A 25342-nucleotide genomic window follows, 5' to 3' on the forward strand; every position below is an offset into this window, starting at 1 on the left:
TCTGGCTAGCACTCAGAAATAGAAATAAGTGGGTAATATTACCAGGATTAGCAGTTGATCAGGACCCAGCATGTACATATATGATCAATACGACCAGACGATCGTTGATGAGCGCGTTACACAATTTAGAGAGCAAACCCAGCGTTACCTAGCTGGTGAGCTGGCTGATGCCGAATTCTTACCCTTAAGGTTACAAAATGGTCTGTATATTCAGCGGTTTGCTCCCATGCTTCGGGTTGCGATTCCTTATGGCATGGTATCGTCTAAGCAACTTCGCAAGCTGGCAGAAATTGCTCGAAAATACGATAAAGGGTATGTTCACTTCAGTACCCGGCAAAATGTTCAATATAACTGGCCACAGCTAGAACAAGTACCGGATATTCTAGCTGAGCTTGCCACCGTGCAAATGCATGCGATCCAAACCAGTGGTAACTGTATCCGCAATACCACCACTGACCAGTTTGCGGGTGTTGCTGCAGATGAAATTGTTGATCCACGTCCTTACTGTGAAATCATCCGACAATGGTCAACCTTCCATCCAGAATTTGCCTTTTTACCTCGTAAATTCAAAATTGCAGTTAATGCAGCCAAACAAGATCGCGCAGCGACTTTAGTCCATGATATTGGTTTATATCTGGTAAAAAACGAAGCGGGAGAAATCGGTTTTAAAGTGATTGTCGGTGGGGGACTGGGACGAACACCATTAATTGGGACAGTTATCCGTGAGTTTCTACCCGAGCAGCACTTACTGTCGTATTTAGATGCCGTTTTACGGGTATATAATCGCTATGGGCGTCGCGACAACAAATATAAAGCACGTATCAAAATTCTAGTTAAAGCCTTGGGCACTGAACTGTTTACCCAAAAAGTCGAAGCAGAATGGGAACACATTAAAGATGGCGCAACCACTTTAACTCAACAAGAAATTAATCGTGTTACCAGCCATTTTTCTGTCCCTACTTACGAAACCTTACCAGCGACTAGTCAGCAACTCGCCCAGCAACTGGCAGATGACCCTAACTTTAACCACTGGTACCAGCAAAATGTTAATGCGCATAAAGTGCCAGGCTACAGTATTGTCACCTTCTCACTAAAGCCCACTGGGGTTGCACCTGGAGATGTTACTGATAAGCAACTGGAAGCCGCTGCAGACTTGACCGATCAATATAGTTTTGGTGAAGCTAGAGTCAGCCACCAGCAAAACCTGGTGTTAGCTGATGTTAAGCAAGATGATTTATATCCATTATGGCAAGCCGCAATTCAGCATGGTTTTGCTACCCCCAACATTGGTTTGCTGACTGATATTATCTGCTGCCCCGGTGGTGACTTCTGCGCACTGGCCAATGCTAAATCCATTCCCATTGCCGAAGCTATTCAAAGCCGCTTTGATGACCTGGACTATTTACACGATATTGGAGAGTTAGATTTAAACATTTCTGGCTGCATGAATGCCTGCGGTCACCACCATGTAGGCCATATCGGCATTTTAGGTGTGGACAAAAAAGGTGAAGAATTTTATCAGGTACAGGTAGGTGGTAATGCCGGTAGTGATGCATCACTAGGAAAAATTCTAGGGCCTTCCTTTGCTAAAGAAGCTGTGCCAGGTGTTATCGCAAAACTATTAGCCGTTTATGTCAATCAACGAACCCCAGAAGAGCGGTTTATCGACACCTATCGTCGTATTGGTATTAAGCCTTTTAAGGAGCAAGTTTATGCCAAAGCTCATTAAAAATCAGGACATTATTGATGATAATTATCAGCTGCTAGAAACTGCGCCTGCAGCTGATCAACCACTTCCAGAAGGTAACCTGTTGGTGCCACTCACTGACTGGCTTGAAAACCAACAGCGTTATGTTAACCATCAAGGTAGTGTGGGTGTTTGGCTTGATAGCCATGAAGAGCCAGAATTATTGGCAGCACAAATCCAGTCACTACCGGTGATCGCAGTTAACTTCCCCCAGTTTACCGACGGTCGTGGCTATTCAATCGGGCGACTGTTACGAGAGCGTTTTGGCTTTCTTGGTGAACTAAGAGCGATCGGTGATGTACTTCGGGATCAACTGTTTTATATGGCCCGCTGCGGCTTTAATGCCTTTGCCATTCGTGCCGATCGCTGTATTGATGATGCTTTAAATGGCCTGAAAGATTTCAGTGAAACCTACCAAGCAGCCGTAGATCAGCCTCAGCCGCTGTTCAGACGACGGCAAATGCAAGCAGAGTAATTGTCTTCCTTCAGTGGCTTGATCAACGTCAAGCCACCCTATTCCTTATAAAAAAATCCAACTTCCTTAAGCCCACTAAAAATACAACTGCTGTATAATACAAACTCAGTTAATGACCGCTAAATTCCTTTAACGTATAGCCAAAGCGAAGGGCTTTTAGGGAAGGCCGTCGCGTTATGAGGCCCTATGAGTTTATATTACTAATAAATGATTAGGGCGAATAACGAAGACAACAAACCCTAATAGTCATTCGGGAAGGGTATATACTCCAAACTATAGCCAGCAAAATTACAGACACATATTCAATGGATAACGGCTCTTTAGTATTTTCGTTTTTTTTAATCTTCACAGGAGCCGCAGCGCTCGCTTCTATCGCTTTATATACTCGCCAACCGCTGCTCGTTGCCTATATTGTCCTGGGTGCCATCCTTGGCCCTTATGGACTCAAGTTAGTTTCTGATACCAAACTGCTAAGTGATATTTCCCATATTGGTATCATTTTTCTATTGTTTTTACTTGGGTTAGACATGCAGCCTGGTCATTTAGCCCATATGCTGAAAAAGACTGCATTAATTGGCTTAGTCAGCTCATTAGCTTTTGCTGCTTCTGGTTATGTAATTGCCTTAGCCTTTGGTTTCACTCAGCAGGAATGTTTAATTATTGGTGCTGCTATGATGTTTTCCAGCACCATTATTGGTATCAAGCTCTTACCTACTACTGTATTGCACCATAAGCATACAGGTGAGCTGGTAGTCAGTATTCTACTGTTGCAAGATTTAGTGGCTATTGTAGTACTGCTATTTCTTTATGGTGGAGAAAAAGAAGCCAGTGGCTCTGCTTTACTCTTAACCTTACTGGCATTACCTGCATTGGTCATACTCGCATTTGTATTAGTGAAATATGTATTACTACGACTCATGCAAAAGTTTGATCGTTTCCATGAGTATTTATTTTTGCTAGCTCTTGGTTGGTGTTTAGGCTTGGCAGAGTTAGCCAACTTATTAGGCCTATCAGCAGAGATTGGAGCTTTTATTGCCGGTGTTAGCGTCGCCACCAGCCCCATCGCCCTTTATATTGCCACCAGTCTGAAGCCATTACGTGATTTTTTCTTAATTCTGTTTTTCTTTTCGGTAGGTGCCAGCTTTAATCTTGGGCTGTTAGCTGATGTGATTGTGCCTGCTTGTTTACTCAGTTTGTTCGCCCTTACCTTAAAGCCAGCAATCTTCCGCAGCTTAATGCAATACTTAAAAGAAAAGAAAAGTACCGCTTGGGAAGTAGGGTTTCGTTTAGGGCAAGTCAGTGAGTTTTCTATTTTAATCGCTTATATCGCAGCCAATAGTGGCTTAATTGGTACTAAAGCCTCTCATGTAATCCAGGCGACGGCTATCATCACCTTTTTATTATCTTCCTATATTGTGGTCTTTAACTTTAAATCACCTATTGCGGTATCTGATCGATTACGGCGTGATTAATTTGAATATTTCACCAAACCATCAATCTTTGATAGCCGATAAGGTATTTGGGTTAATCCGTTAAATTAACGACCACTCGCCCCACTAAACGACCTTTAAACATAGACTCAATAAAGTGGGGCAGCTCTTCCAGTGCCACTTCATGTACTATTTTATCTAGTAAGGGAATACGCCATTCGTTGGCTAACTTGGTAAACATTTGCTGCTTGGTGTTAAGTGGTAGCTCTACTGAGTCAATGCCTAGCCAATTCACTCCCCGTAAAATAAATGGGAACACATTAGCTTGAAAGTTAGGGGATGCTACCAAGCCACAGCTGGCAACACTGCCACCGTATTTTAGTGATTTAATCACATTGAATAAAATATCCCCACCAACCGTATCAATTGCCCCGGCCCACTGTTCTGACAATAAAGGACGCTCAACCCCTTCAAAAGCCGTTTCACGATCAATTATTTTGGTCGCACCCAGCTGACTTAAATACTCTGCTTGCTCTAGTTTTCCTGTGCATGCTGCAATGGTGTAGCCCAACTTAGCCAGCAAGGCAATGCTTAAACTACCAACCCCACCACTGGCGCCAGTGACAAAAACTTCTCCTGAGTCAGGCATCACTCCCATTTGTTGCAATTTAGTTAAGGATAATGCCGCCGTCAGGCCTGCGGTGCCTAATGCCATCGCATCATAGAAGCTCATTCCCTCAGGTAATCGCAATACCCAGTTAGCCGGTACCCGAATATACTGGCCAAAACCTCCGGGTGTATCCATGCCCAAGTTATACCCTGTTACAATCACTTTCTCGCCTGGCTGCCAGTCTTCAACGACAGACTCAACTACTTCACCTGCTGCATCAATACCAGGTGTATGAGGATAATGCTTAGTGACACCTTTATTACCTTTTGCTGACAGAGCATCTTTATAATTTAATGAGGAATAATGAACCTTAACCAATACCTCTCCTGCTGGTAGCTGATCGGTTTGACGCTCGACTACTTCTTGAGTAAAAAACTTTGAAATAGCATTTTGCTGTACCCAAAGCGCCTTAAATGTCGTCATTATTTCCTCACTGTTAATCCATCAGCTGAACATTACTCGTAATAGCCACATATCATTGGTAAAAGCGTGTCTGATTAATCCGATCCCACCACTTAAGCAATAATCGATCAAGCGTGACATTAGCTGCCAACCCTAACTTTTCTGGCAGTGTTTTTTTCAGCTCATACGACACATGGAATACATCTGATTGATCAATCTGTTCCAAGATGTACTCATCACTGGTTTTAATCTCATCAATTAGCTGTTTATCTTTAGCTCGACGACCAAACCAGATCTCTCCAGTACCAATTTCTTCAATATTAATGACAGAGCGATGTTCAGTGACAAATTCTTTAAACAGCACATGCGTATCTTCCAAATCATCGATAAACTTTTGCCGCCCTTTTTGGGTATTTTCACCAAACATCGTTAAAGTACGCTTGTACTCACCCGCTGTTAATATTTCAACATCAATGTCATGTTTTTTTAGTAACCGGTGAAAGTTAGGTAATTGAGCAACCACGCCTATAGAGCCAAGAATAGCAAATGGTGCTGCAATTATTTTATCGGCAATACAGGCCATCATATAGCCACCACTGGCAGCTACTTTATCCACAGCAATCGTGAGTGGAATCCCACGCTCTTTAATTCGAGCCAGTTGAGATGCAGCTAACCCATAACTATGTACCATACCACCAGCACTCTCTAACCGAACAATCACCTCATCTAGTGGCTCAGCCATGCTTAATACAGCAGAAATCTCTTCGCGTAATGAGTCCACCGCTGATGCCTTAATATCACCGTCAAAATCAAGCACATAAACCCGTTTTGGGCGCTCAGTGTCACCTGTTGTCTGTTGCTCACTTTTAGCTAATGCTTTCTTGGCTTGCTTTTCTTCTTTTTCTTTTTGTTTTTCAGCCTTGGCTTCTTTTTTTAAGTCCTCTTTCTCCAATATGACTGACTTAATGTCTTTCACCAGCTCTTTAAAATCACTAGTCAGATTCTTCACTTCAATATGGCCTGAAGCACCCTTTTTTTGCTTACTGCTTAAGGCAATTACCCCAGCCACCAGGATTAGTACAGCAATAACCAGGGTAACTACCTTGGCTAAAAACAAACCAAAATCAGCTAAAAATTCCAAAGTATTGTTCTCCAGCAATTAATTCAGGGATTTAAAATACAGCTGCTAATGATAATCATATCATGCTGAATACGAAAATTGACATGCTGATTAAGCAGGAATACACAACACTTAAACAAGGCTCGCCAACCGATTATAGAGTATGTTAGACTCAAACAAACGTATGAAATATTAATACCCAAAGCATCTTTTTTGAGCAAATGTCAGGCAATTGATCTAAAAGCTTTTCAACACTGAAACTGAGCTATCATTAGCGGGTAACAAGCAACATAAAACTTAAAAGGAATCGATTAATTATGAGTAACGTAACTGAAACGTTGAACCAAATGAAAAGCAAGTTCAATGCTGATGCAGCGGCTGGTATGGATGTCGTTTTTCAATTACAAATCGAAGATGATTCTTACCATATTATTGTAAAAGACGGTAATTGTGACATGGTTGAAGGTTCTTATGATGAGCCATCAGTCACTCTTACTATGGATGGTGATACCTTTACTGGAATCATGAATGGTAGCGTGGACGGTATGCAAGCATTTATGGCTGGGCAGCTGCGTGCAGAAGGTGATGTAATGTTAGCAACTCGACTGTCTGAACTATTTCCTATTGGTTAAAGCCAGCCCGGAGACTCATATTGTTGAGTATCCGGGGCAACATCCAAAATGCAGCTATTGATAAAAAGACAGCTGATAAAATACTACCGTAGGTAAAATCTAATTACTGCTCTGTTTCAGTCGCTTCTATTTTTAAACCCGTTGCAGTGACTACCACCGAAAAACTCAACTTATCAGTTACTTCTAACCAATCACTGACATGATGAGCTGTGGTTACTGTAGGCTCTGTCCACTGAAGGTGATTCATCACTGCCCACAGATCAAAGCCATATTCACTGTCACGTATCCATTGAGTAGATAGCTTATCTCCCTGCTGAATCGCCAGCTTATCCAGTCGAAAGCCAGGAGACATACCAAACCCTAATAACTGGGGGCTGACTTGAAATACTCTTGCACTCAACTGCCACTTTTCCCCGAACACTACCTGAGTAAATAGCTTGGTATTTGGTTGTAACAGGGACATGCGATATTTGTTGTCCCCTTGTTTAATAAAATCAATGGTAGCTACCTGCTGATTATAACGAAGGGGCTGATAACTAAATAAATCTAAAGCACCCCAACCAAGCCCAATGCCCAGTGCAGTAACCAACAAAGCCAAATTACCCTTTAACCAACCGACTAACCAGTTACCTCCAACCAGCAGCTTGATCCCAAGCAGTACAATTAATAAGGCAAATAATAATATTGCACCACCCAGTAACATATACATCATTTGTGATAACTCCTAACTGGATTGGTTGTAACTTTCTTTTATGTAATCATCTATTAACCAACGAGCAATCGACATAGGCGATGGCAAAATAGGTAAATCATTAAGATTAAACCAGTCAGCGGCTTCAATTTCGTCTCCATCAACCTCAATTTCACCACTGTCGTATTCAGCATGAAATCCTATCATTAGTGAGTGGGGGAATGGCCAGGGTTGGCTGCCTTTGTACTGCAGGTTTTTTATGGTGATGCCTACTTCTTCTGCCACTTCACGAATAACGCCATGTTCAATAGTTTCGCCTGGCTCAATAAAACCAGCAATAGTGCTAAACACGCCTTCTGGAAAACGAGGTGAACGGGCCAGCAAAACCTGGTCACCACGGGTGATCAACACGATAATACAAGGGGAAATAGCAGGATAAAGAGGTGGGGCACCACACTCACATTGTTTTGCCCGCACAATGGGATGCCACTGTAACGGCCTAGCACAACGCCCACAATATTGGTGTTGCTCCATCCAACCAACCAAGTGACCAGCATAACCCAACAGTTGACGCTCATTAGTGGTTGCAGCCAACATTGCCCGACGCAAGCCAATTAGTTGGACAGACTCAACGGTTTCAATTGAATCTAATGTAGCCAAAAACAACGTTTGATCCTGATACCTGGCTAAAGGTACGACAGTTTGATGGTTAACCAAGTCTTTCGAAGGCCAAAGCCATTGCTGACTTTCGGTAGCCACTAACTGCTGCTGATAAAACAATAAATAACGATCAGCTTCAATATAGTTATCAGTATACCAGATCGGCTGGTAAGCCAGGTTATCCATTAAGTGAGCAAACATCGTTCCGATACTTCTTTGCTAAAAAGCGAATCAATCAGAGAATGAGTGGAGCCAATCTCTATAATGAGGTGCTACAAACTAAGCCACTTCTTTCGCCGGAAAACCTAAATCAGCTAGACTGGTTTCAGCCATTTCCAGCACTTCAGATGCAGTTTGCCTGGTACTCTCTACTCCCTCTAAAAAGTACTCTAAACCCGTTAATGCGTCAGCCAGGGTTTCTAACATTTCATTGGTTGGCGGTTCATTACCATGGATGATTCGCTGGTCAATAAAATTAGTGCAGGCTTCTAAAATATTGGCTGCACGCTCTAATCCCATAAAATACAACCCACCTCTTACCGCATGCAATGTGGTAGGTAGATTACCTAAGTGGGCTTTATCCCAGTTAGACTCCATATAAGCAGTAATTGCTCGCTTAGCCATTGCTAAGCCCGCTTGAGATTCTCCAACCACTACAATTTTTGCTTCAGCCAATTGGTTATTGGCCATCGTGGTTGATTCTTCACCAGGTGTCGCTGACTCTCGTTCTGATGAGCGTACCTGATTACTTTCCAGGCTTGAAACCATAGACTCAACATAAAGCACCGCATCAGCTAGCTTGAGCAGTTCTTTTTCGTCCTCTAACTTACCAGCTGCTTGCCACTTTTCTACCACTTTATACTGTGCCTGTAAGGAGCGCGCTGCAGACAATAAGCCTACTACAATCAAGGTCTTTTCTAATTTGCTGATACTGGCCAGCATATCAGTGTAATCATTATCTGTTTGGCCTGCTCCTCGTTCGACCAGATCCAGCATATCTTTAATGGTTGCCAGCTCTTCTTTGATCGCTGAAGACACGGATTTATAGACCGCATTACCTGGTCCAGCCAAAATGGATCGTTCTTCAGCCAGCGAATGATCGGTAAAAGGTAAAGCTACTATATTGTAGTGTTTTTTGACATTGACCAGTTTTGGGGTATCAGTATCGGCAAGAGCAACTAAATACAATAGTTCTTTTAGTAAGCCTTTTGGTGGTTCCAGTGAAGCGGTTTCTTGGCTATCACCTTGTAGGCGTTTAATTTGTCTATCAACTTTACCAAATAATAATTTTCTAGGTTTGGTAATCTGCATTTGTGTAGCACTAAAACCATCCAAGGCTGCTGCCGCTACCCATAACAGCTTACCTACTTTTAAATGCCCATATAAGCTGTACAAACGAGAAACTGCCCGTGACATCAGCCCTACGCTACTGTATGGCTGCTCATTCTTAAACAGCCCCAATAAGCCAATTTGATACATATGGCGAAGCCTACGAGTACTTTGTAACAGCTCATCCTGGGTAACTTCTGCTTTAGGCTGTAAATCTAGTGGCGTATCAAGGCGCACGGCAAAAAAGTGGCTTTCGGGTAAAGTAGGTTGATGCCTGGCCTCACGCATATCATTAATGGTAGGTATCAATAACTCAGGCAGCTCTGCTTTATTTAATAGCAAATATTCAAGATAGCGATTTAAAACAAATAAAGCATTTCCTAATGCACTTAACGTTTCGTCTTTTTCTTGCGAAGCGCCTGCGGGGATATCAGTCGCCAAGTTGACCATTTCCTGAGCGAGTAACTCAGCACCACTCATTTCAATTAAGCTGAGTGTTCCCCTAATCTGCTGAAGATAATCGACACAAGACTGAATGTGGCCACTATTTTCACGATCTTCTATAAAGCTCTCTAGACTACTCTCTGCATTCTGGATGGTTGCTTCCAACTCTTCCCGAACCAGATTAAGTGATGTAGCTCCAGCCATTCGTCGAAAACTCCAAACCTCAATAAATTAAACCAGCAGTGCCCGTTATCTTGATTAGTATAGTTAGTTGCTGAGCCAAGCTACACAGTAATATACCTATTGTTTTGTATAAGTGTAATTATGAACGAGTTCCTTGGCACAGCAAAACATGCACTCACTCTGTGGAAAGCTGACCACACTGATTGCTTATAGTCTAAACTAACCGCAACCATGGTCATAAAAAAAATACTTAACAAGCATTATAGTAATGAGAACACACAGAGTATGCCAACTATACCAAGCAATTAATAAAAAATCAGTTATTAACTATCTAAGAGAACCTCTCTTTTATATAGGAGGATTGACTGTTTGAGCTTCTAATCATAACCAAAAGCGATATAATGCGCTGCGATCAGGCCTCATGCCATGATCAAACTGTCATAGTGAGTAGCTTATTAGCCGACAGTTTTTGGTTAAATAAAGTTCATTTTTTAAGCTAAAAAAGTCAGCACCCAAACCAGGCTACAATCGCGCATAACAAAATAATGGATAAGTAAGTAGGTACCATTTATGCCAAGCACTCTTAAAAGTGCTTTTATGCACAATTTCTTGGGATATGCCGCCGACTGGTATAAATACACCATTATCGGTTTCCTAATTATTAACCCCTTTATTTTATATCTGATGGGACCCACTATAGCTGGCTGGGCGCTTGTTGCAGAGTTTATTTTCACTTTAGCCATGGCACTAAAGTGCTACCCTCTACAGCCAGGAGGCTTACTGGTTATCGAAGCCATTGTCTTGGGGATGACATCACCTGATGCACTTAAGCATGAAGTAGAACAAAACTTTCCCGTTATCCTGCTCCTGATGTTTATGGTTGCAGGGATCTACTTTATGAAAGATTTACTGCTGTTTACGTTTACCAAAATCCTGATTTCTGTTCGCTCAAAAATCATCCTATCTCTGCTGTTTTCCATTGTTGCTGCGGTTTTATCCGCATTTCTTGATGCGTTAACAGTGACCGCCGTTGTTATCAGTGTCGGCGTTGGCTTTTACTCTGTTTATCATAAAGTTGCTTCTGGCAAAAAATTTCAACACTCAGAGCATGACCCCCATGCTGATGACAGTATTGTGGATATTCACCGACGTGACTTAGAACAGTTTCGCGCTTTTTTGCGTAGTTTAATGATGCATGCTGCTGTTGGTACAGCCCTGGGTGGTGTGTGTACCATGGTCGGTGAGCCACAAAACCTGTTAATTGCAGAAAAAGTAGGCTGGGATTTCGTTGCTTTCTTCTTGGTCATGATGCCAGTCACTATGCCTGTTCTTGCCGCAGGTTTATTAACAGTCATTGTTTTAGAAAAAACCCACTGGTTTGGCTATGGGGAACAAATTCCTGAAAGTGTTAGAACTGTCTTGGTTGACTTTGCCAAAGAAGAAGCGGCACAACGAAATAAAAAGGATATTGCCAGCTTAATCATTCAAGCTATCGCGGGCATTCTACTGGTTTTAGGACTTGCCTTTCATGTAGCAGAAGTCGGCTTTATTGGGCTATTGGTGATTGTGGTAATTACCGCGTTCACTGGCATTATTGAAGAGCATCAAATTGGTAAAGCCTTTGAAGAGGCACTCCCATTTACCGCGCTACTTGTCGTATTTTTTGGGATCGTAGCAGTTATTCATGACCAACACCTGTTTTCCCCTATTATAAACTGGGTATTAGAAATGGATAAGTCTGCTCAGCCTGGTATGTTCTTTATTGCTAACGGTTTATTATCAATGATCAGCGACAACGTATTTGTTGCCACTGTTTATATTAACGAAGTGAAACAAGTATTTGATAATGGTCTAATTAGCAAGGAACATTTTGAAAAATTGGCGATTGCCATTAACACTGGCACCAACTTACCGAGTGTGGCTACGCCTAATGGTCAGGCTGCTTTCTTGTTCCTGCTAACTTCAGCCTTAGCCCCACTCATTCGGCTGTCCTATGGCAAAATGGTGGTTATGGCGTTTCCTTACACATTAGTGTTAGGTGGCGTAGGCTATGCCATGGTAACCCACTTTATTTAATAAACCGCAAACGATCATAAACCCTGAAAATCACTGCCCTCTAATGCCGCTAATTACGGCAGGGAGGGCTTTAAACTGTCTTCACTTAGTTACTGCTTTCATACTTATCTCGCCATACACACTGGCCTTGATTTGCAATGGCATCAAGCTTTGCCTCATGTGCCACTATTTCTTCGGCAGAAGCATTAATCACAGGTAGCGGTGAGCGATTGGCAGCCAGTCGCTTGATTTGACTCTGACCACTCTGCCCTCCCTCTTGATTTTGATTACTGCCACCAAAGGCAAGTGCTGTTTGCCCACCCGTCATTAGCAGATAAACATCTGCTAATATTTCCGCATCCAATAATGCACCATGATAAGTTCGGGCTGAGTTATCAACCCCATAACGTTTACACAGTGCATCCAAATTATTTTTAGCACCTGGATGCTTACTTCTTGCTAACACTAATGAATCTGTAATACGACAATAGTTTTCTATTGGGCCAGGGTTAGTAGCAGCCAACATGCCAAACTCATGATTAATAAACCCCACATCAAAGGGAGCATTATGAATAACTAACTCAGCCCCTTTGATAAACTCAAAAAACTCTGCCGCTACGGCAGCAAATACCGGTTTATCTGCCAGCATTTCATTGGTAATGCCATGAACTTCAATTGCTTCCTGTTCCACTTCACGCTGAGGGTTAATGTATTGGTGGTAGGAATTACCTGTCAATTTGCGATTAATGACCTCAACGCAGCCTATTTCGATAATTCGGTGACCTTGCTTAGGGTCGATACCTGTGGTTTCAGTATCCAGCACAATCGTGCGCATCGTGTTGCTACCTGATTTAATGTTGTGTTAATGAAAAATTTACGACAAAAGCCTTGTAATATACACAATATGAATGGTTTTTAGGTGCGGCCATTGAGTGACGAGGCCCCATGAGCCTATAAATAATAGGTGATTGGGGCGAGGAATGAAGATAACAAAATCTAGAAATCATTCGTGAAGGGTATACCCTGATTTGCTAGTTCATCCGCTCGTTCATTTTCAGGGTGTCCACTGTGGCCTTTTACCCAACACCATTGTACTTGATGCTTACTGGTTTGCTCTGCCAGCTGCTGCCATAAGTCCTGGTTTTTGACTGGTTGATTCGCTGATGTACGCCAGTTGCGGGCGACCCAACGAGGTAACCACTGGGTAATTCCCTGGCGAACATATTGCGAGTCAGTCGTAATACTCACATCACAAGAGCGTTTCAAAGCTTTCAGCCCTTCAATTGCAGCCATTAATTCCATCCGGTTATTGGTGGTATTTTCTTCACCACCAAATAACTCTTTTTCAACATTCCCATAACGGAGGAGAACCCCCCACCCTCCAGGTCCTGGATTACCTTTACAAGCACCATCAGTAAAAATTTCAACTTGCTTCATCAAACGCTCAATTATCCAATTAAAACAACTTATCGCCTGGTTGTTGGTTCAGCCAGGGGTAGTGTCACTACCTTAGGAGCTGTTGGTCGCCACAGTGGTTTTATTGGCGTCATCCCCACAGTCTCCTTGGTGGCCTGCATTATATAAAAACTACCAATGCCTAGCCCAATGGATTCACAGTAGCGATCCAACTTCGTGGGGTACTGGGTATCAGCCAGCTTCACTGCAGGATAACAGACCTTATCAAGAGCAAACCCAAGTAACTTAAACCAGTCTTGTAAGCGCCCAGGGTGAATAAAATGGGCTTGACGTAAAAATTTGTAATGAGGGAACCCAAGACCACGCCACAGGTTCAATAAGCTATAGGGGTTAAACCCAAGCACAATGAGCTTACCTCCTGGAATAATGGCTTTATTTGCTTCAGAAAGCAGCCGGTGAGGGTTTTCAAAAAACTCTAACGCATGATGGAGAAACACCATATCAACACTGTTAGGCTGTATCGGCCATTCAGTGAGGGAGCCTTGTAATTGCGAGCAGTTGGTTGTAATCAGGCGTGGCGTTAAAATGACTTTGTGGGCGATTCTACAGGCATCAACCAGCCGTAAATCTGGAGAAACCCCCACTTGCACGAGGTGATAACCAAAATTATAAGGCAACCAATGTTCTAGTTGCTGGGCTTGGATGGCGAGTAGTCGCACCCCCAAAGGTGAGGATAACCAACGGTGCAACTCTGGCAGCAGCCGGTAAAATGCCCGATGCTGGCCACTGAACCAGCGCTCAGGTTCTGTTGTATTATTAAACAGCATGGCAGGCTCTTTGTCTGTTGTAGTCAGTTGCTTTCATTTCTTTATTGACAGGATACGCCTAACAATGATTCACGTCAGCCCCATTTCAGCTTTTAATGATAACTATATTTGGCTACTCAGCTGTTCAGATACACATACAGCTTGGGTGGTAGATCCAGGAGATGCGGCGCCTGTTAACCAATACCTAAACCAGCACCAACTTACCCTGGCAGGCATTTTAATTACTCATCACCACTATGATCATGTGGGAGGCTTGAAGACTTTATTAAAGCAACACAACCCTGTCACATATGGCCCAGCTAATGAAAGCATTGAAGGGATTCAACACTCACTCTCAGCAAATGACTTACTAAATGTACTAGGCGCTGAATTTCAAGTCCTTGAAGTCGGCGGTCACACGCGGGGCCATATTGCCTATTATAGTGACCAATTACTGGCTCAGCCCACCCTGTTTTGTGGTGACACGTTGTTTGCTGGTGGGTGTGGCCGATTATTCGAAGGTACACCGAAACAAATGTACCAATCACTTAGCCAGATTGCGGCACTTCCAGCTAACACTCTCATATACTGTGCTCACGAATATACCAGTGCCAATCTTAGCTTTGCCAGTGCCGTTGAGCCCACTAACAACAAACTACAGCAACGCATTAACCAGGTAAAACAACTACGCTCACAGTCTCAACCCACTGTACCAAGCTTACTAGGAGATGAGCTGGCAACCAATCCCTTCCTTCGCTGCCAGCAAGCGGCTGTTAAAGAAGCAGCAAGTCAACATGCAGGTAAACCGCTAGATAGCCCAGTTGAAGTCTTTGCCATGATTCGCCAATGGAAAGATCACTTCTAGTCGAAGTAATATTTCAAACCATCGATTTTTAACTGCAGCCAATAAAAAATAAGACTCTTATAGCCCGTTACAATCTTTTCTCAAGTTTGCTAACCCAGTTTTAAGCACTCTGATAAGTTTTTCGGGCTAAAGTAATATGAGAGCAATAAAAGGTACACCCTAACTATCAAGCCCTACGCAGGCCTGCCGTTACTTACACAAAGTTTAAAAATATTACAGCATCTCACTTTTTTCATGATATGCTTTGCACTTTTTCTGAACAGATATTAGCCATTTGGTTTTATAAACTAAATAGCATAACGGCTGTCTTTACTATCAAGACAGTCAAGTTAGCCTAAACTAACTATCGAGAAATCTGTTTGAATGGTTGATTTAGTTGAAAATAAGTAGCGGGTTTTCATGCAGTTATATCAGTGGTTAAAGCATATTAAAGCGCCTCGGGCAATTTCGCAGCATCAACAGCTGAGTCGAAGTTCCCTTCCACTCGCAGGAAAGTCCGTCGCCATTGTTAGCTTACTGACTCTTGCTGGTTGCCAGCAAATGCCCACAGTATCCAAGCTGAATATATTCTCTGGTGATCACAACCCTAATAGCAGCCTACATAATAGTTTAACCTCCCCTATTTCCACCGACTCTATCAACAAGCCTGTTGAAGCCGTTTCAAAAGAGTTAGCCAGTAAAGAGTTAGCTGAAGATACGTCAACTGATTTATGGGACAGGCTGCGATCAGGACTAGCTTTAAATCTGGAGCAAAATCAACCCCGCCTGGCAGCTGAGGTAAAGTGGCTAAAAAAGCATCCACGCTATCTTCGCAAACTGTCTAATCGAGCTGAGCCCTACCTCTACTTTGTGCTCGCAGAGATAGAAAAGCGCCAGCTGCCTACCGAGCTGGCCTTACTACCCATGATTGAAAGTGCCTATGACCCGTTTGCTTACTCCCATGGCCGAGCATCGGGGCTTTGGCAGTTTATTCCTCAAACCGGCAAGCATTTTGGCCTAAAGCAAAATTGGTGGTATGACGGACGCCGCGATATCCCAGCCTCGACCAATGCTGCACTCAACTATTTAGAGCTGCTTTATAAGCGCTTTAATAACTGGGAGCTGGCATTAGCAGCCTATAATGCTGGCGGGGGCACTGTATCTAAAGCAATAAGACAGAACAAAGCAAAAGGCAAAGCAACAGATTTTTGGTCTCTGTCATTGCCCAAAGAAACCAGAAGCTACGTTCCCAAACTGATGGCATTAGCAAAGCTGGTGTCAGACCCTGCGGCTTACGGTCTAAAGCTCCCTCCTATAAATGATGAAAAACAGCTAGAAAAAGTAGCCATTGGCCAGCAAATTGACCTGGCACAAGCGGCCAAGCTAGCTGATATGGATTTAGACTCACTGTACCAATTGAACCCTGCCTTCAATCAGTGGGCTACCGATCCTAATGGCCCCCATTATCTCTTGTTGCCTGTTGCTAAAGCTAAACAATTTAAGGAAAAACTTGCGGAATTACCTGCTGACGCTCGCCTCCAATGGCATCGCTATCGCGTCAAACCAGGCGATAATCTCATCAAAATTGCTAAGCGCTTTAATACCCAGCCAAGCCTGATTAAGCGCACCAATAATTTATCGGGTTATTTTCTAAGAGCAGGCCAAACCTTACTTATCGCTAAGCCTTCCCGTTCGTTGGCTAGTTACTCTCTGTCAGCCGCTCAACGTAAGCAAATAAAACAACACCGGCAACGGCCAGGTCGAACCAAAAAAACACATACGGTTAAAATGGGTGATAGCTTCTGGTCTGTCGCCAGGGAGCACCGCGTTTCAATGCGCAAACTGGCAGCCTGGAATAACATGGCACCAGGCGACTTCTTAAAACCGGGTCAAACCTTGGTGATCTGGCAACCCGCCAAAAAAGGCAATAATGGTATTGTAAGAAAAGTACGCTACCGAGTTCGCCAGGGGGATTCGTTATATCACATCGCCAATAAATTTAATGTTAAAGTAAAACAAATCAAAGAGTGGAATCAGATTGAAAAACGTCACTTGAAGCCTGGTCAATTATTGACTTTGTTTGTAGATGTAACTAAAACTCGTTAACAAATCCATTTTCCCTCCCCTTTTTACAGCCTCTTCTTCAAGAGGCTGTAACATTCATATAAGCCTTTACAACATCTCAATGGTTCCCCAGCTCTCTTTGCTAGACTTACAGAAAGTCAAAGGGGGACAGTTGTCTTGCAATTTTTATTACAGAAAAGGCGTTCAGTAGCAGATACTACCTTATTATCACTGACTATCTTATTGTCACTGACCGCTGTCTTATACTGTCAGCTAAGTTACCCAAAAGAGCAGATAACGGTTAGCCATGGTCTCGCATTACATGGAGAGCTAAAGTATCCCGTTAATTTTAAGCATTTTGACTATGTTAACCCAACAGCCCCTAAAGCAGGTGAGATTAAGCTGATGGGTCATGGCAACTTTGATTCCCTAAATTACTATACATTGAAAGGAATCAGCCCGATGAACACACCTGGTTTTTTTCAGTATGGTATCAATGAGCTAAACGAAACCTTATTGATGGGTACATCTGAAACCAACCGTGTCGGCGATGAGCCTCAATCAGCCTACGGGCTTCTAGCAGAAACTATTGAGTATCCAGACGACTTCCGTTGGATTATTTTTAACCTCAATCCAAAAGCCCGTTTTCATGACAATAACTCAGTAACCGCAGCAGATGTGGTATTTTCCTATAATACCCTAATTAAGCATGGCCATCCTCGCTATCAAGCAGTTTATCAGGATATAAAGTCAGCAACTGTCATAGCCCCCCGCAAGGTAAAATTTACATTAGGCGGCACTAATCGTAAAAGCTTAGCCCTACGGGTAGGCGAACTACCCGTATTTTCTAAAAAATACTGGCAAGGTAAAGATTTTAAGCAAGCAAGCTTAACGCCCCCCTTAAATAGCGGGCCTTATCGGATCACTGATGTTAAAGCAGGTCATTACCTTATCTTTGAACGAGTAGCCAATTACTGGGGAAAAGATTTACCAGTAAATCGAGGGCGCTACAATTTTGATAAAATAAAGGTGGAGTTTTATCGAGACCTTACTGTCGCTTTCGAAGCATTTAAGGCAGGTCGTTATGACCTTTACTTTGAATCCATCGCTAAAAACTGGACACAAGGTTACGATTTTCAAGCTGTTCAATCTGGCAGCATTATAAAGGCAAAAATACCTCACCAACGCCCTGCTGGTTTACAAGCCTTTTTTTTCAATACTCGCCGGCCTTTTTTTCAAGACGTCCGAGTGCGTCAAGCCATCAGTATGGTTTTCGATTTCGAATGGATTAATAAACAATATTTTTATTCCGCTTACAAACGCACAAATAGTTATTTTGCAAACACAGACTTAGCCAGTCAACCATTACCCTCTATAGCTGAAAAACAATTATTGTCACAATATTCAGGGCTTGATAAAAAAATATTAACTTCACCATTTACACTCAGCAAAACCCAAGGTACGGGACATAACCGCAAACAGCAACGGCAAGCAATAAAACTACTAAAACAAGCAGGATGGCAACTACAACAAGGCAAATTAATAAGCCCTAACAATCGCGAACCGTTACAATTTGAAGCACTTGCTCGAAATCGTGGTTTATTAAAAGTATGGGAAGCATTTCAAAAAAACTTAAAGCGAATTGGTATACAAATGTCTATTCGACTAGTTGATAGCGCCGAGTTTAAACGTCGCCTGGATCAATTTGATTTTGACATGACCAGCTTAGCCTTCACACAATCACTCGCTCCCAACCAGAGTCTTAGAGATTTATTTCAGTCTCAGTTTGCCAATACTGAAGGCACGTTGAATTTTTCTGGTATTAAAAATCCTATTGTTGACGACTTGGTAGAAAAAGTCATTACAGCTAAAACCCGACCAGAACTCAGACTCTATACTCAAGCGCTTGACCGGGTTTTACTGTGGCAACACTATATTATTCCCAATTGGTATACTGATCATTACCGGGTAGCCTATTGGAATAAATTTAACAAACCTACTACCCAACCACCCTACTACTTCGGTTTAGAAAACTGGTGGTTTAAGACAGATAGGTAAAATAAAAAACGACCACAGGGACACACCTAATGAGGTTTAAGAATAAAAATATCAGTGCCTTTATTTTGATTATCAAGTTTATCTGGCTTCTTTGTTTTCAACAAGCGACTTTGGCAGCTGAAACTAAAAATCCCGTTTCTCATAAAGCCCATGCCATTGCGATGCATGGCCAGCCTAAATACCCAGCAAATTTTACCCATTTTGATTATGCGAATCCTGATGCCCCCAAAGGCGGTGTATTTAAACGTGCTATTGTCAGTAGCAGTGGCTTTGACAGTTTAAACCCCTTTATTGTCAAAGGTGTCCCTGCAGCAGGTATGGCCTATTTAGGAGGAGGGTATATTTATGACACTTTATTAGTTCAAAGTTATGATGAAGCGTTTACCAAGTATGGCGTACTAGCAGAATCCATGGAATGGCCCGAAGATCGTTCTTGGATCACTTTCAATTTAAGAAAAAATGCCAAGTTTCATGATGGTCACCCCATTACGGCTGAAGATGTAGTTTTCACTTTTAACTTATTAACCGAAAAAGGACACCCTCTTTATAAAACGTATTATCATAATGTCAAAACAGTGACTGCGCTTAATAGTTACTCTGTTAAATTTGAATTTGATACTAAAACTAATCGAGAGCTTATCCTCATTGTTGGCCAGTTTCCTATATTGCCCAAGCATTATTGGGAAACGCATGATTTCACGAAAACTACCCTAGAATTTCCTTTAGGCAGTGGCCCCTATAAAGTTTCAAAAGTAGAGCCTGGTCGTTCCATTCACTATGAACGAGTAAAAGACTACTGGGGACAAAATATAGCGGTGAATAAAGGCCACAACAATTTTGATACACTCGTGTTTGATTATTACCGAGAACCTTCCGTTGCCATTGAAGCAATTAAAGCTGGCAAGTATGATTTACGAGCAGAAAATAGTGCCAAAAGCTGGGCTACCGAATACAACACTCCTGCAGTAAAAGAGGGCCGTTTAATTAAAGCCAGTGTTACTGACTATACCCCTGCTGCTATGCAGTCTTTTATTTTTAATATCCGCCGCAGTAAATTTAAAGACCCCAAAGTTCGTGAAGCTATTGGTTATGCTTATGATTTTGAATGGCAAAATAAAACTATCTTTTATGATAGTTATACACGCATTGATAGCTACTTTGCTGGTTCAGAGCTTGCTGCAACCGGACTTCCCAGCGAAGCAGAGCTCCAACTATTGAAGCCGTTTAAAAGCCAATTACCAAGCGAGTTATTTACAAAACCATTCACCCTACCCAAAACAGATGGTAGTGGTAATGTACGCAACAACTTACGCCAAGCATTACGATTACTCAAACAGGCTGGCTGGCAGATTAAAAATAAGCAATTAGTTAACGAAAAGGGAGAACCTTTTGATTTTGAAATTTTACTCACCCAAGCCAATTTTGAACGAATTGTATTACCTTTTCAAAAAAACCTTAAGCGTATGGGTATAGAAGCGGCCATACGTAAAATCGATACTCAACAATATGTCGCTCGTCGCCGAGACTTTGACTTTGATATGATCATTAGTGGCTTCCCACAATCTAACTCTCCAGGTAACGAACAACGTGATTATTGGCATTCCAGTCAGGCCAAGATCAAGGGAAGCCGAAACTACATCGGCATTGAAAACCCTGTAGTTGATCAGTTAATTAGCAAGGTTATTCAAGCGCCAAGCCGAACAGCACTTATTACAAGTACTCAAGCACTTGACAGGGTACTGTTGTGGAATCATTACGTTATTCCACAGTACTATCTTAATCAAAATCGTTTGGTTTATTGGAATAAATTCAGCATGCCCAAACAACCACCTAAATATAGCGTAGGATTAAATACTTGGTGGTATGACCCCACTAAAGCTAAAAAGCTCTCTAAACAATAATGGTTGGTCATTAAATTTATGTTTGACTATATTATTCGTCGGCTGTTTCTCATAATCCCTACCCTACTAGGGATTATGGTAATTAATTTTATTATTATTCAAGCAGCCCCTGGCGGCCCGGTTGAGCAAATGATCGCTAAATTACAAGGCTTAGATACTGGCATCGGCAGCCGTTTAGGTGCTGGATCAGATAGCATTGCCAGCGGCCAGCCTTCCAGTGAGTACAGAGGAGCACAAGGACTCAACCCCGAGCTGATTGAAAATATTAAAAAACTCTATGGCTTTGACAAGCCTGCCCATGAACGATTTTTTATTATGCTAAAAAATTATGCACAATTTGATTTTGGCGAAAGTTTTTTTCATGATAAAAAAGTGATTGACCTGATAATTGAGAAACTGCCTGTTTCGATTTCATTAGGTTTATGGAGTACCCTGCTGGTTTACCTTATATCGATCCCCATGGGAATTAAAAAAGCGGTTAAAGATGGCTCTCACTTTGATATCTGGACCAGTACCGTGATCATCGTAGGCTATGCAATCCCCAGTTTTTTATTTGCTATTCTACTTATCGTATTTTTTGCAGGAGGTACCTATTTAGACTGGTTTCCACTACGTGGTTTAACGTCCGATAATTTTGATGAGATGAGCTTGCAACAACAAATCGTAGACTACCTATGGCATATTACATTACCCGTGATCTCGATTGTCATTGGTAGCTTTGCTACTTTAACCATGTTAACCAAAAACTCTTTTCTGGACGAAATTCACAAGCAGTACGTTACAACAGCAAGGGCAAAAGGGTTAGCCGAAAATAAAATTCTTTATGGTCATGTATTTCGTAATGCCATGTTAATCATTATTGCGCAAATTCCGGCCGCATTAGTGGGCATTTTCTTTACCAGCTCACTCCTGATTGAGGTTATTTTTTCACTAGATGGATTAGGTTTATTGGGATTTGAAGCTGCCATACAACGGGACTATCCCGTTGTCTTTGGCACCTTGTTTATCTTTACCTTGATTGGTCTTATTCTCAAACTTATTGGCGATATTAGTTATATGCTGGTAGATCCTAGAATTGACTTCGAAAGCCGTGAGGGTTAACCAGCATGCCTTTAAGCCCAATTAATCTACGCCGCTGGGAAGCCTTTAAAGCAAATAAGCGAGGCTATTATTCATTATGGATATTTTGTATATTATTTATTATTTGCTTGTTTGCTGAGTGGATTGCTAATGACAAGCCGGTGTTATTAAAATACCAAGATAATTATTACTTTCCCATTGTTGTAAGCTATGCTGAAACGGTTTTCGGTGGCGAATTTGAAACTGAAGCTGACTACAAAGACCCCTACATTCAAGAGCTAATTGATAAAAACGGCTGGATGCTATGGCCTCTGATCCCCTACAATTATGACACAATTGTTTATGAACTTCCTCAACCCGCACCATCACCGCCTGACAGCAACCACTGGTTAGGCAGCGATGATCAGGCTCGAGATGTATTATCACGAATCATCTACGGGTTTCGCATTTCAGTATTGTTTGCCTTAACTCTGACTATTATCAGTTCCATTATTGGTATTGCCGTTGGAGCCCTCCAAGGTTTCTATGGGGGTAAGTTTGATTTGATTGGCCAGCGGTTAATTGAAATTTTTCAAAACTTACCCGTACTGTTTTTACTTATCATCTTATCCAGCTTTGTTAACCCTAACTTCTGGTGGCTGTTGGGTATAATGTTGTTATTCAGCTGGATGCAACTAGTTGACTTAGTTAGGGCCGAGTTCTTACGAGCAAGAAATTTCGAATATGTCAGAGCCGCTAGAGCATTAGGCCTGGCTAACGGTTTAATTATTTTTCGTCATATTTTACCCAATGCCATGGTGGCAACATTAACCTTTATGCCATTTATTTTAACGTCAGGCATTACAGCATTAACCTCATTAGACTTCCTGGGCTTTGGTTTACCCGTCGGCTCACCCTCTTTAGGTGAATTAGTCGCTCAAGGAAAAAACAACCTACATGCTCCCTGGTTAGGCCTATCTGCATTTATCACCCTGGCACTTATGTTAACGCTATTAGTTTTTATTGGTGAAGCCGCTCGCGATGCATTTGATCCAAGGAAAATAAAACTGTGAGTGAGAGTTTATTACAAGTAAAAGAATTATCAGTTAGCTTTAATCAAGCTAACCAAACATTTACTGCTGTTAACAAGGTTAGTTTTGCTATCAATCACAGTGAAACATTGGCATTGGTTGGTGAAAGTGGTTCCGGCAAATCCGTGACAGCCCAGTCTATTCTTCAGCTGCTCCCTCCAGCACCGGCCTGCCAGACAAATGGCGAAGTGCTCTGGCAACGAGAAAATTTACTTACCGCCCCTACTGAAACCATACGAAAAGTCAGAGGCAATGACATTGCGATGATTTTTCAAGAACCTATGACTTCACTTAATCCACTCCATTCCATTGTTAAACAAATAGGTGAAATTATTCAATTGCACCAACCTGGCATTAGCAAAGCAGCCATCAGGCAACAGACCCTTGAGCTGCTAGAGCAAGTTGAAATTCATAATGCAAAACAACGTCTTAATGCTTACCCTCATGAATTATCGGGAGGACAGCGTCAAAGAGTAATGATTGCAATGGCACTGGCCAATAAACCAAAACTACTAATCGCTGATGAACCAACCACTGCACTGGATGTCACTGTTCAATTACAAATATTAAAGCTAATTGAACAATTACAAACTGACTTAGAGATGGCTATTTTATTAATTAGCCACGACCTCAATCTAGTACAACATGTTGCTCACAAAGTTGCTGTTATGAAAGATGGTAATATTGTTGAAAACGGGCCCTGTGATAAGCTGTTTAAACACCCTAATCACCCTTACACTCAGCTATTGATTAATGCGGAGCCTACAGGCACACCAGCCCCTATTGATAAAGAAGCGAAACCGATTCTAGCTGCAAAACAATTAAAAGTTTGGTTCCCTCTCACTGCAGGTATTTTTAAGCGTACTGTCGATTTTGTAAAAGCCCTTGAGCCCACTGATTTAACTATTAAACAAGGTGAAACGTTAGGAGTAGTTGGCGAAAGTGGCTCTGGTAAGTCAACCCTGGGTTTTGCGTTATTAAAATTAATACCCAGCGAAGGTGATATTCACTTTAATAATCAAGCCATCACCGCATTGAATCAACATGAATTTCGCCCGCTACGTCGCGATATTCAAATTGTTTTTCAAGACCCATTTGGTAGCTTAAATCCACGAATGTCCATTGGGCAAATAATCGGTGAAGGCCTTAATATCCACCAAAGCCAGCTGGCCGTCGAAGATATTGACCTGGAAATTTGCCAAACGCTGAGCGAAGTAGGACTAGACCCCAGTATTCGGCACCGCTATCCTCATGAGTTTTCAGGTGGTCAACGTCAACGAATAGCCATTGCCCGAGCGCTAGTGCTGAAACCCAAGCTCATTATTTTAGATGAACCCACTTCAGCACTAGACCGTACCGTACAAACCCAAATCGTCAGTTTATTACGCAACCTACAGCAAAAGTACCAGCTGAGTTATTTATTTATCAGTCATGATTTAGCCGTCGTTAAAGCCATGAGTCACCGCATTATGGTGATGCAAAAAGGCCAATGTATTGAGACAGGTAATACACACGATATATTTCACCAACCCAACCATCCCTACACCCAAGCGTTAATTGAAGCTGCTTTTTTGTAAAGCCTGTTTTTTAATCGCTGCTACTTTTCCACTGGTAAGTGAAAGCAAATCGTTTGGGTTGAGTTCCATCTCTAACCCTCGCTTGCCTCCACTAATAAAAATCGTCTTGCATATCATTGCGGACTGATCCAACAACAATGGCAGTGTCTTTTTCTGACCTAACGGGCTAATCCCACCGACTAAGTAACCCGTTGTACGCTCTGCTATTATAGGCTCTGCCATAACGGCTTGTTTTGCCTTAAAGTAACTTGCAACTGCTTTAATATTTAATTGGGAATTAACTGGCACTAATGCAACTACCAATGACTCTCTACTCGCCGATAGCTGTACAAGCAGTGTTTTATAAACTCTGTCAGCGTCTAAACCCAGGGCTTCTGCCGCTTCCACCCCATAAGATACTGCGGCAGGGTCATGACTATATTCATGAAGAAAAAAGTCTATCTTAGCTTGCTTAGCTACCATTACGGCCGGTGTCATAGAATCCTACTACCTTTTAGCTTATGATTATTCTTAATTTCTGCCGCTTTTATATCAATGCGATTAAATAATTTATATCAGCCTTTTTTCAAAATTAAAACGAGTAGTATAATTCCAATGAACCAACTATGGATGTTTTTTAGCACACTTGATAAAACACTTAACAGCTCTCCTCCAGTCGATCAGTCTGCTTACAAAGCACACAAGCCAA

Annotated in this window: 21 protein-coding genes; 12 read left to right on the forward strand and 9 right to left on the reverse strand. The window is 42.1% G+C overall.

Annotated features, from left to right (window positions below):
• Positions 1-70: 70 nt before the first annotated feature.
• The 3 genes from ORQ98_RS03705 to ORQ98_RS03715 all read left to right on the forward strand — a co-directional run bounded on the left by ORQ98_RS03705 (position 71) and on the right by ORQ98_RS03715 (position 3694).
• Complete coding sequence (locus ORQ98_RS03705; protein WP_274687438.1) at positions 71-1729, forward strand: nitrite/sulfite reductase; 1659 nt, start codon at positions 71-73, stop codon at positions 1727-1729.
• Positions 1713-2222, forward strand: a complete 510-nt coding sequence (locus tag ORQ98_RS03710; protein ID WP_274687439.1) for a DUF934 domain-containing protein — start codon at positions 1713-1715, stop codon at positions 2220-2222. The genes ORQ98_RS03705 and ORQ98_RS03710 overlap by 17 nt, the downstream gene beginning before the upstream one ends.
• 305 nt (positions 2223-2527) lie before the next feature.
• A complete protein-coding gene (locus ORQ98_RS03715; RefSeq protein ID WP_274687440.1) occupies positions 2528-3694 on the forward strand; it encodes a cation:proton antiporter in 1167 nt (388 codons plus the stop codon).
• Positions 3695-3746: 52 nt separating this feature from the next.
• Here the strand turns inward: ORQ98_RS03715 and ORQ98_RS03720 are convergent, their stop codons facing one another.
• On the reverse strand, positions 3747-4745 hold the full coding sequence (locus ORQ98_RS03720) for a YhdH/YhfP family quinone oxidoreductase (protein ID WP_274687441.1): 999 nt from the start codon (positions 4743-4745) through the stop codon (positions 3747-3749).
• 52 nt (positions 4746-4797) lie between these two features.
• Entirely contained in the window at positions 4798-5865 is a 1068-nt protein-coding gene (sohB, locus tag ORQ98_RS03725) for a protease SohB (RefSeq protein WP_274687442.1), read from the reverse strand.
• A gap of 296 nt (positions 5866-6161) precedes the next feature.
• Between sohB and ORQ98_RS03730 the strand changes: the two genes are divergently transcribed.
• Complete coding sequence (locus ORQ98_RS03730) at positions 6162-6476, forward strand: SCP2 sterol-binding domain-containing protein (RefSeq protein ID WP_274687443.1); 315 nt, start codon at positions 6162-6164, stop codon at positions 6474-6476.
• Positions 6477-6579: 103 nt separating this feature from the next.
• Here ORQ98_RS03730 and ORQ98_RS03735 read toward each other — a convergent pair whose 3' ends face one another.
• The 3 genes from ORQ98_RS03735 to ORQ98_RS03745 form a co-directional block, all read right to left on the reverse strand.
• Positions 6580-7188 carry a hypothetical protein gene (locus tag ORQ98_RS03735; protein ID WP_274687444.1) on the reverse strand — a complete coding sequence of 203 codons (609 nt, stop codon included), beginning with the start codon at positions 7186-7188 and terminating at the stop codon, positions 6580-6582.
• A gap of 12 nt (positions 7189-7200) precedes the next feature.
• On the reverse strand, positions 7201-8028 hold the full coding sequence (gene nudC, locus ORQ98_RS03740) for an NAD(+) diphosphatase (RefSeq protein WP_274687445.1): 828 nt from the start codon (positions 8026-8028) through the stop codon (positions 7201-7203).
• Positions 8029-8106: 78 nt separating this feature from the next.
• Positions 8107-9804 carry a FimL-related protein gene (locus ORQ98_RS03745; protein ID WP_274687446.1) on the reverse strand — a complete coding sequence of 566 codons (1698 nt, stop codon included), beginning with the start codon at positions 9802-9804 and terminating at the stop codon, positions 8107-8109.
• Between the two features lie 549 nt (positions 9805-10353).
• Here ORQ98_RS03745 and nhaB point away from each other — a divergent pair.
• On the forward strand, positions 10354-11859 hold the full coding sequence (gene nhaB, locus ORQ98_RS03750) for a sodium/proton antiporter NhaB (RefSeq protein ID WP_274687447.1): 1506 nt from the start codon (positions 10354-10356) through the stop codon (positions 11857-11859).
• Between the two features lie 85 nt (positions 11860-11944).
• Here nhaB and dnaQ read toward each other — a convergent pair whose 3' ends face one another.
• From dnaQ to ORQ98_RS03765, 3 genes are all read right to left on the reverse strand, one after another.
• Complete coding sequence (dnaQ, locus tag ORQ98_RS03755) at positions 11945-12673, reverse strand: DNA polymerase III subunit epsilon (RefSeq protein WP_274687448.1); 729 nt, start codon at positions 12671-12673, stop codon at positions 11945-11947.
• A gap of 161 nt (positions 12674-12834) precedes the next feature.
• Positions 12835-13275 carry a ribonuclease HI gene (rnhA, locus tag ORQ98_RS03760; RefSeq protein ID WP_274687449.1) on the reverse strand — a complete coding sequence of 147 codons (441 nt, stop codon included), beginning with the start codon at positions 13273-13275 and terminating at the stop codon, positions 12835-12837.
• 29 nt (positions 13276-13304) lie between these two features.
• On the reverse strand, positions 13305-14081 hold the full coding sequence (locus ORQ98_RS03765) for a class I SAM-dependent methyltransferase (protein ID WP_274687450.1): 777 nt from the start codon (positions 14079-14081) through the stop codon (positions 13305-13307).
• A gap of 64 nt (positions 14082-14145) precedes the next feature.
• Between ORQ98_RS03765 and gloB the strand changes: the two genes are divergently transcribed.
• From gloB to ORQ98_RS03800, 7 genes are all read left to right on the forward strand, one after another.
• Positions 14146-14925: a hydroxyacylglutathione hydrolase gene (gloB, locus tag ORQ98_RS03770; RefSeq protein WP_274687451.1), complete on the forward strand. Its 780-nt coding sequence runs from the start codon at positions 14146-14148 to the stop codon at positions 14923-14925.
• A gap of 399 nt (positions 14926-15324) precedes the next feature.
• On the forward strand, positions 15325-17010 hold the full coding sequence (locus tag ORQ98_RS03775) for a LysM peptidoglycan-binding domain-containing protein (protein WP_274687452.1): 1686 nt from the start codon (positions 15325-15327) through the stop codon (positions 17008-17010).
• Positions 17011-17145: 135 nt separating this feature from the next.
• A complete protein-coding gene (locus ORQ98_RS03780; protein ID WP_274687453.1) occupies positions 17146-19026 on the forward strand; it encodes an extracellular solute-binding protein in 1881 nt (626 codons plus the stop codon).
• A 29-nt stretch (positions 19027-19055) separates the two neighbouring features.
• On the forward strand, positions 19056-20927 hold the full coding sequence (locus ORQ98_RS03785) for an extracellular solute-binding protein (protein ID WP_274687454.1): 1872 nt from the start codon (positions 19056-19058) through the stop codon (positions 20925-20927).
• An 18-nt stretch (positions 20928-20945) separates the two neighbouring features.
• The gene (locus ORQ98_RS03790) at positions 20946-22028 is read left to right on the forward strand and encodes a microcin C ABC transporter permease YejB (RefSeq protein ID WP_274687455.1); all 1083 of its coding nucleotides are present in this window, start codon (positions 20946-20948) and stop codon (positions 22026-22028) included.
• A 5-nt stretch (positions 22029-22033) separates the two neighbouring features.
• Complete coding sequence (locus tag ORQ98_RS03795; RefSeq protein ID WP_274687456.1) at positions 22034-23059, forward strand: ABC transporter permease; 1026 nt, start codon at positions 22034-22036, stop codon at positions 23057-23059.
• Positions 23056-24654, forward strand: a complete 1599-nt coding sequence (locus tag ORQ98_RS03800) for an ABC transporter ATP-binding protein (protein WP_274687457.1) — start codon at positions 23056-23058, stop codon at positions 24652-24654. The genes ORQ98_RS03795 and ORQ98_RS03800 overlap by 4 nt, the downstream gene beginning before the upstream one ends.
• Here the strand turns inward: ORQ98_RS03800 and ybaK are convergent.
• On the reverse strand, positions 24631-25131 hold the full coding sequence (gene ybaK, locus ORQ98_RS03805; protein WP_274687458.1) for a Cys-tRNA(Pro) deacylase: 501 nt from the start codon (positions 25129-25131) through the stop codon (positions 24631-24633). The genes ORQ98_RS03800 and ybaK overlap by 24 nt on opposite strands.
• Positions 25132-25342 lie beyond the last annotated feature (211 nt).

It is taken from the genome of Spartinivicinus poritis (assembly GCF_028858535.1).
GTDB classification, from domain to species: Bacteria; Pseudomonadota; Gammaproteobacteria; order Pseudomonadales; family Zooshikellaceae; genus Spartinivicinus; species Spartinivicinus poritis.

Coding starts and splice junctions, on each gene's coding strand:
- ORQ98_RS03715 (WP_274687440.1), top strand. CDS start 2,528: ATGGATAACGGCTCTTTAGTATTTTCGTTTTTTTTAATCTTCACAGGA.
- nudC (WP_274687445.1), bottom strand. CDS start 8,028: ATGTTTGCTCACTTAATGGATAACCTGGCTTACCAGCCGATCTGGTAT.
- gloB (WP_274687451.1), top strand. CDS start 14,146: ATGATTCACGTCAGCCCCATTTCAGCTTTTAATGATAACTATATTTGG.
- ORQ98_RS03785 (WP_274687454.1), top strand. CDS start 19,056: ATGAGGTTTAAGAATAAAAATATCAGTGCCTTTATTTTGATTATCAAG.
- dnaQ (WP_274687448.1), bottom strand. CDS start 12,673: ATGCGCACGATTGTGCTGGATACTGAAACCACAGGTATCGACCCTAAG.
- ybaK (WP_274687458.1), bottom strand. CDS start 25,131: ATGACACCGGCCGTAATGGTAGCTAAGCAAGCTAAGATAGACTTTTTT.
- ORQ98_RS03775 (WP_274687452.1), top strand. CDS start 15,325: ATGCAGTTATATCAGTGGTTAAAGCATATTAAAGCGCCTCGGGCAATT.
- ORQ98_RS03710 (WP_274687439.1), top strand. CDS start 1,713: ATGCCAAAGCTCATTAAAAATCAGGACATTATTGATGATAATTATCAG.
- ORQ98_RS03745 (WP_274687446.1), bottom strand. CDS start 9,804: ATGGCTGGAGCTACATCACTTAATCTGGTTCGGGAAGAGTTGGAAGCA.
- ORQ98_RS03735 (WP_274687444.1), bottom strand. CDS start 7,188: ATGATGTATATGTTACTGGGTGGTGCAATATTATTATTTGCCTTATTA.
- ORQ98_RS03765 (WP_274687450.1), bottom strand. CDS start 14,081: ATGCTGTTTAATAATACAACAGAACCTGAGCGCTGGTTCAGTGGCCAG.
- ORQ98_RS03720 (WP_274687441.1), bottom strand. CDS start 4,745: ATGACGACATTTAAGGCGCTTTGGGTACAGCAAAATGCTATTTCAAAG.
- rnhA (WP_274687449.1), bottom strand. CDS start 13,275: ATGAAGCAAGTTGAAATTTTTACTGATGGTGCTTGTAAAGGTAATCCA.
- ORQ98_RS03705 (WP_274687438.1), top strand. CDS start 71: ATGTACATATATGATCAATACGACCAGACGATCGTTGATGAGCGCGTT.
- ORQ98_RS03730 (WP_274687443.1), top strand. CDS start 6,162: ATGAGTAACGTAACTGAAACGTTGAACCAAATGAAAAGCAAGTTCAAT.
- nhaB (WP_274687447.1), top strand. CDS start 10,354: ATGCCAAGCACTCTTAAAAGTGCTTTTATGCACAATTTCTTGGGATAT.
- ORQ98_RS03790 (WP_274687455.1), top strand. CDS start 20,946: ATGTTTGACTATATTATTCGTCGGCTGTTTCTCATAATCCCTACCCTA.
- ORQ98_RS03795 (WP_274687456.1), top strand. CDS start 22,034: ATGCCTTTAAGCCCAATTAATCTACGCCGCTGGGAAGCCTTTAAAGCA.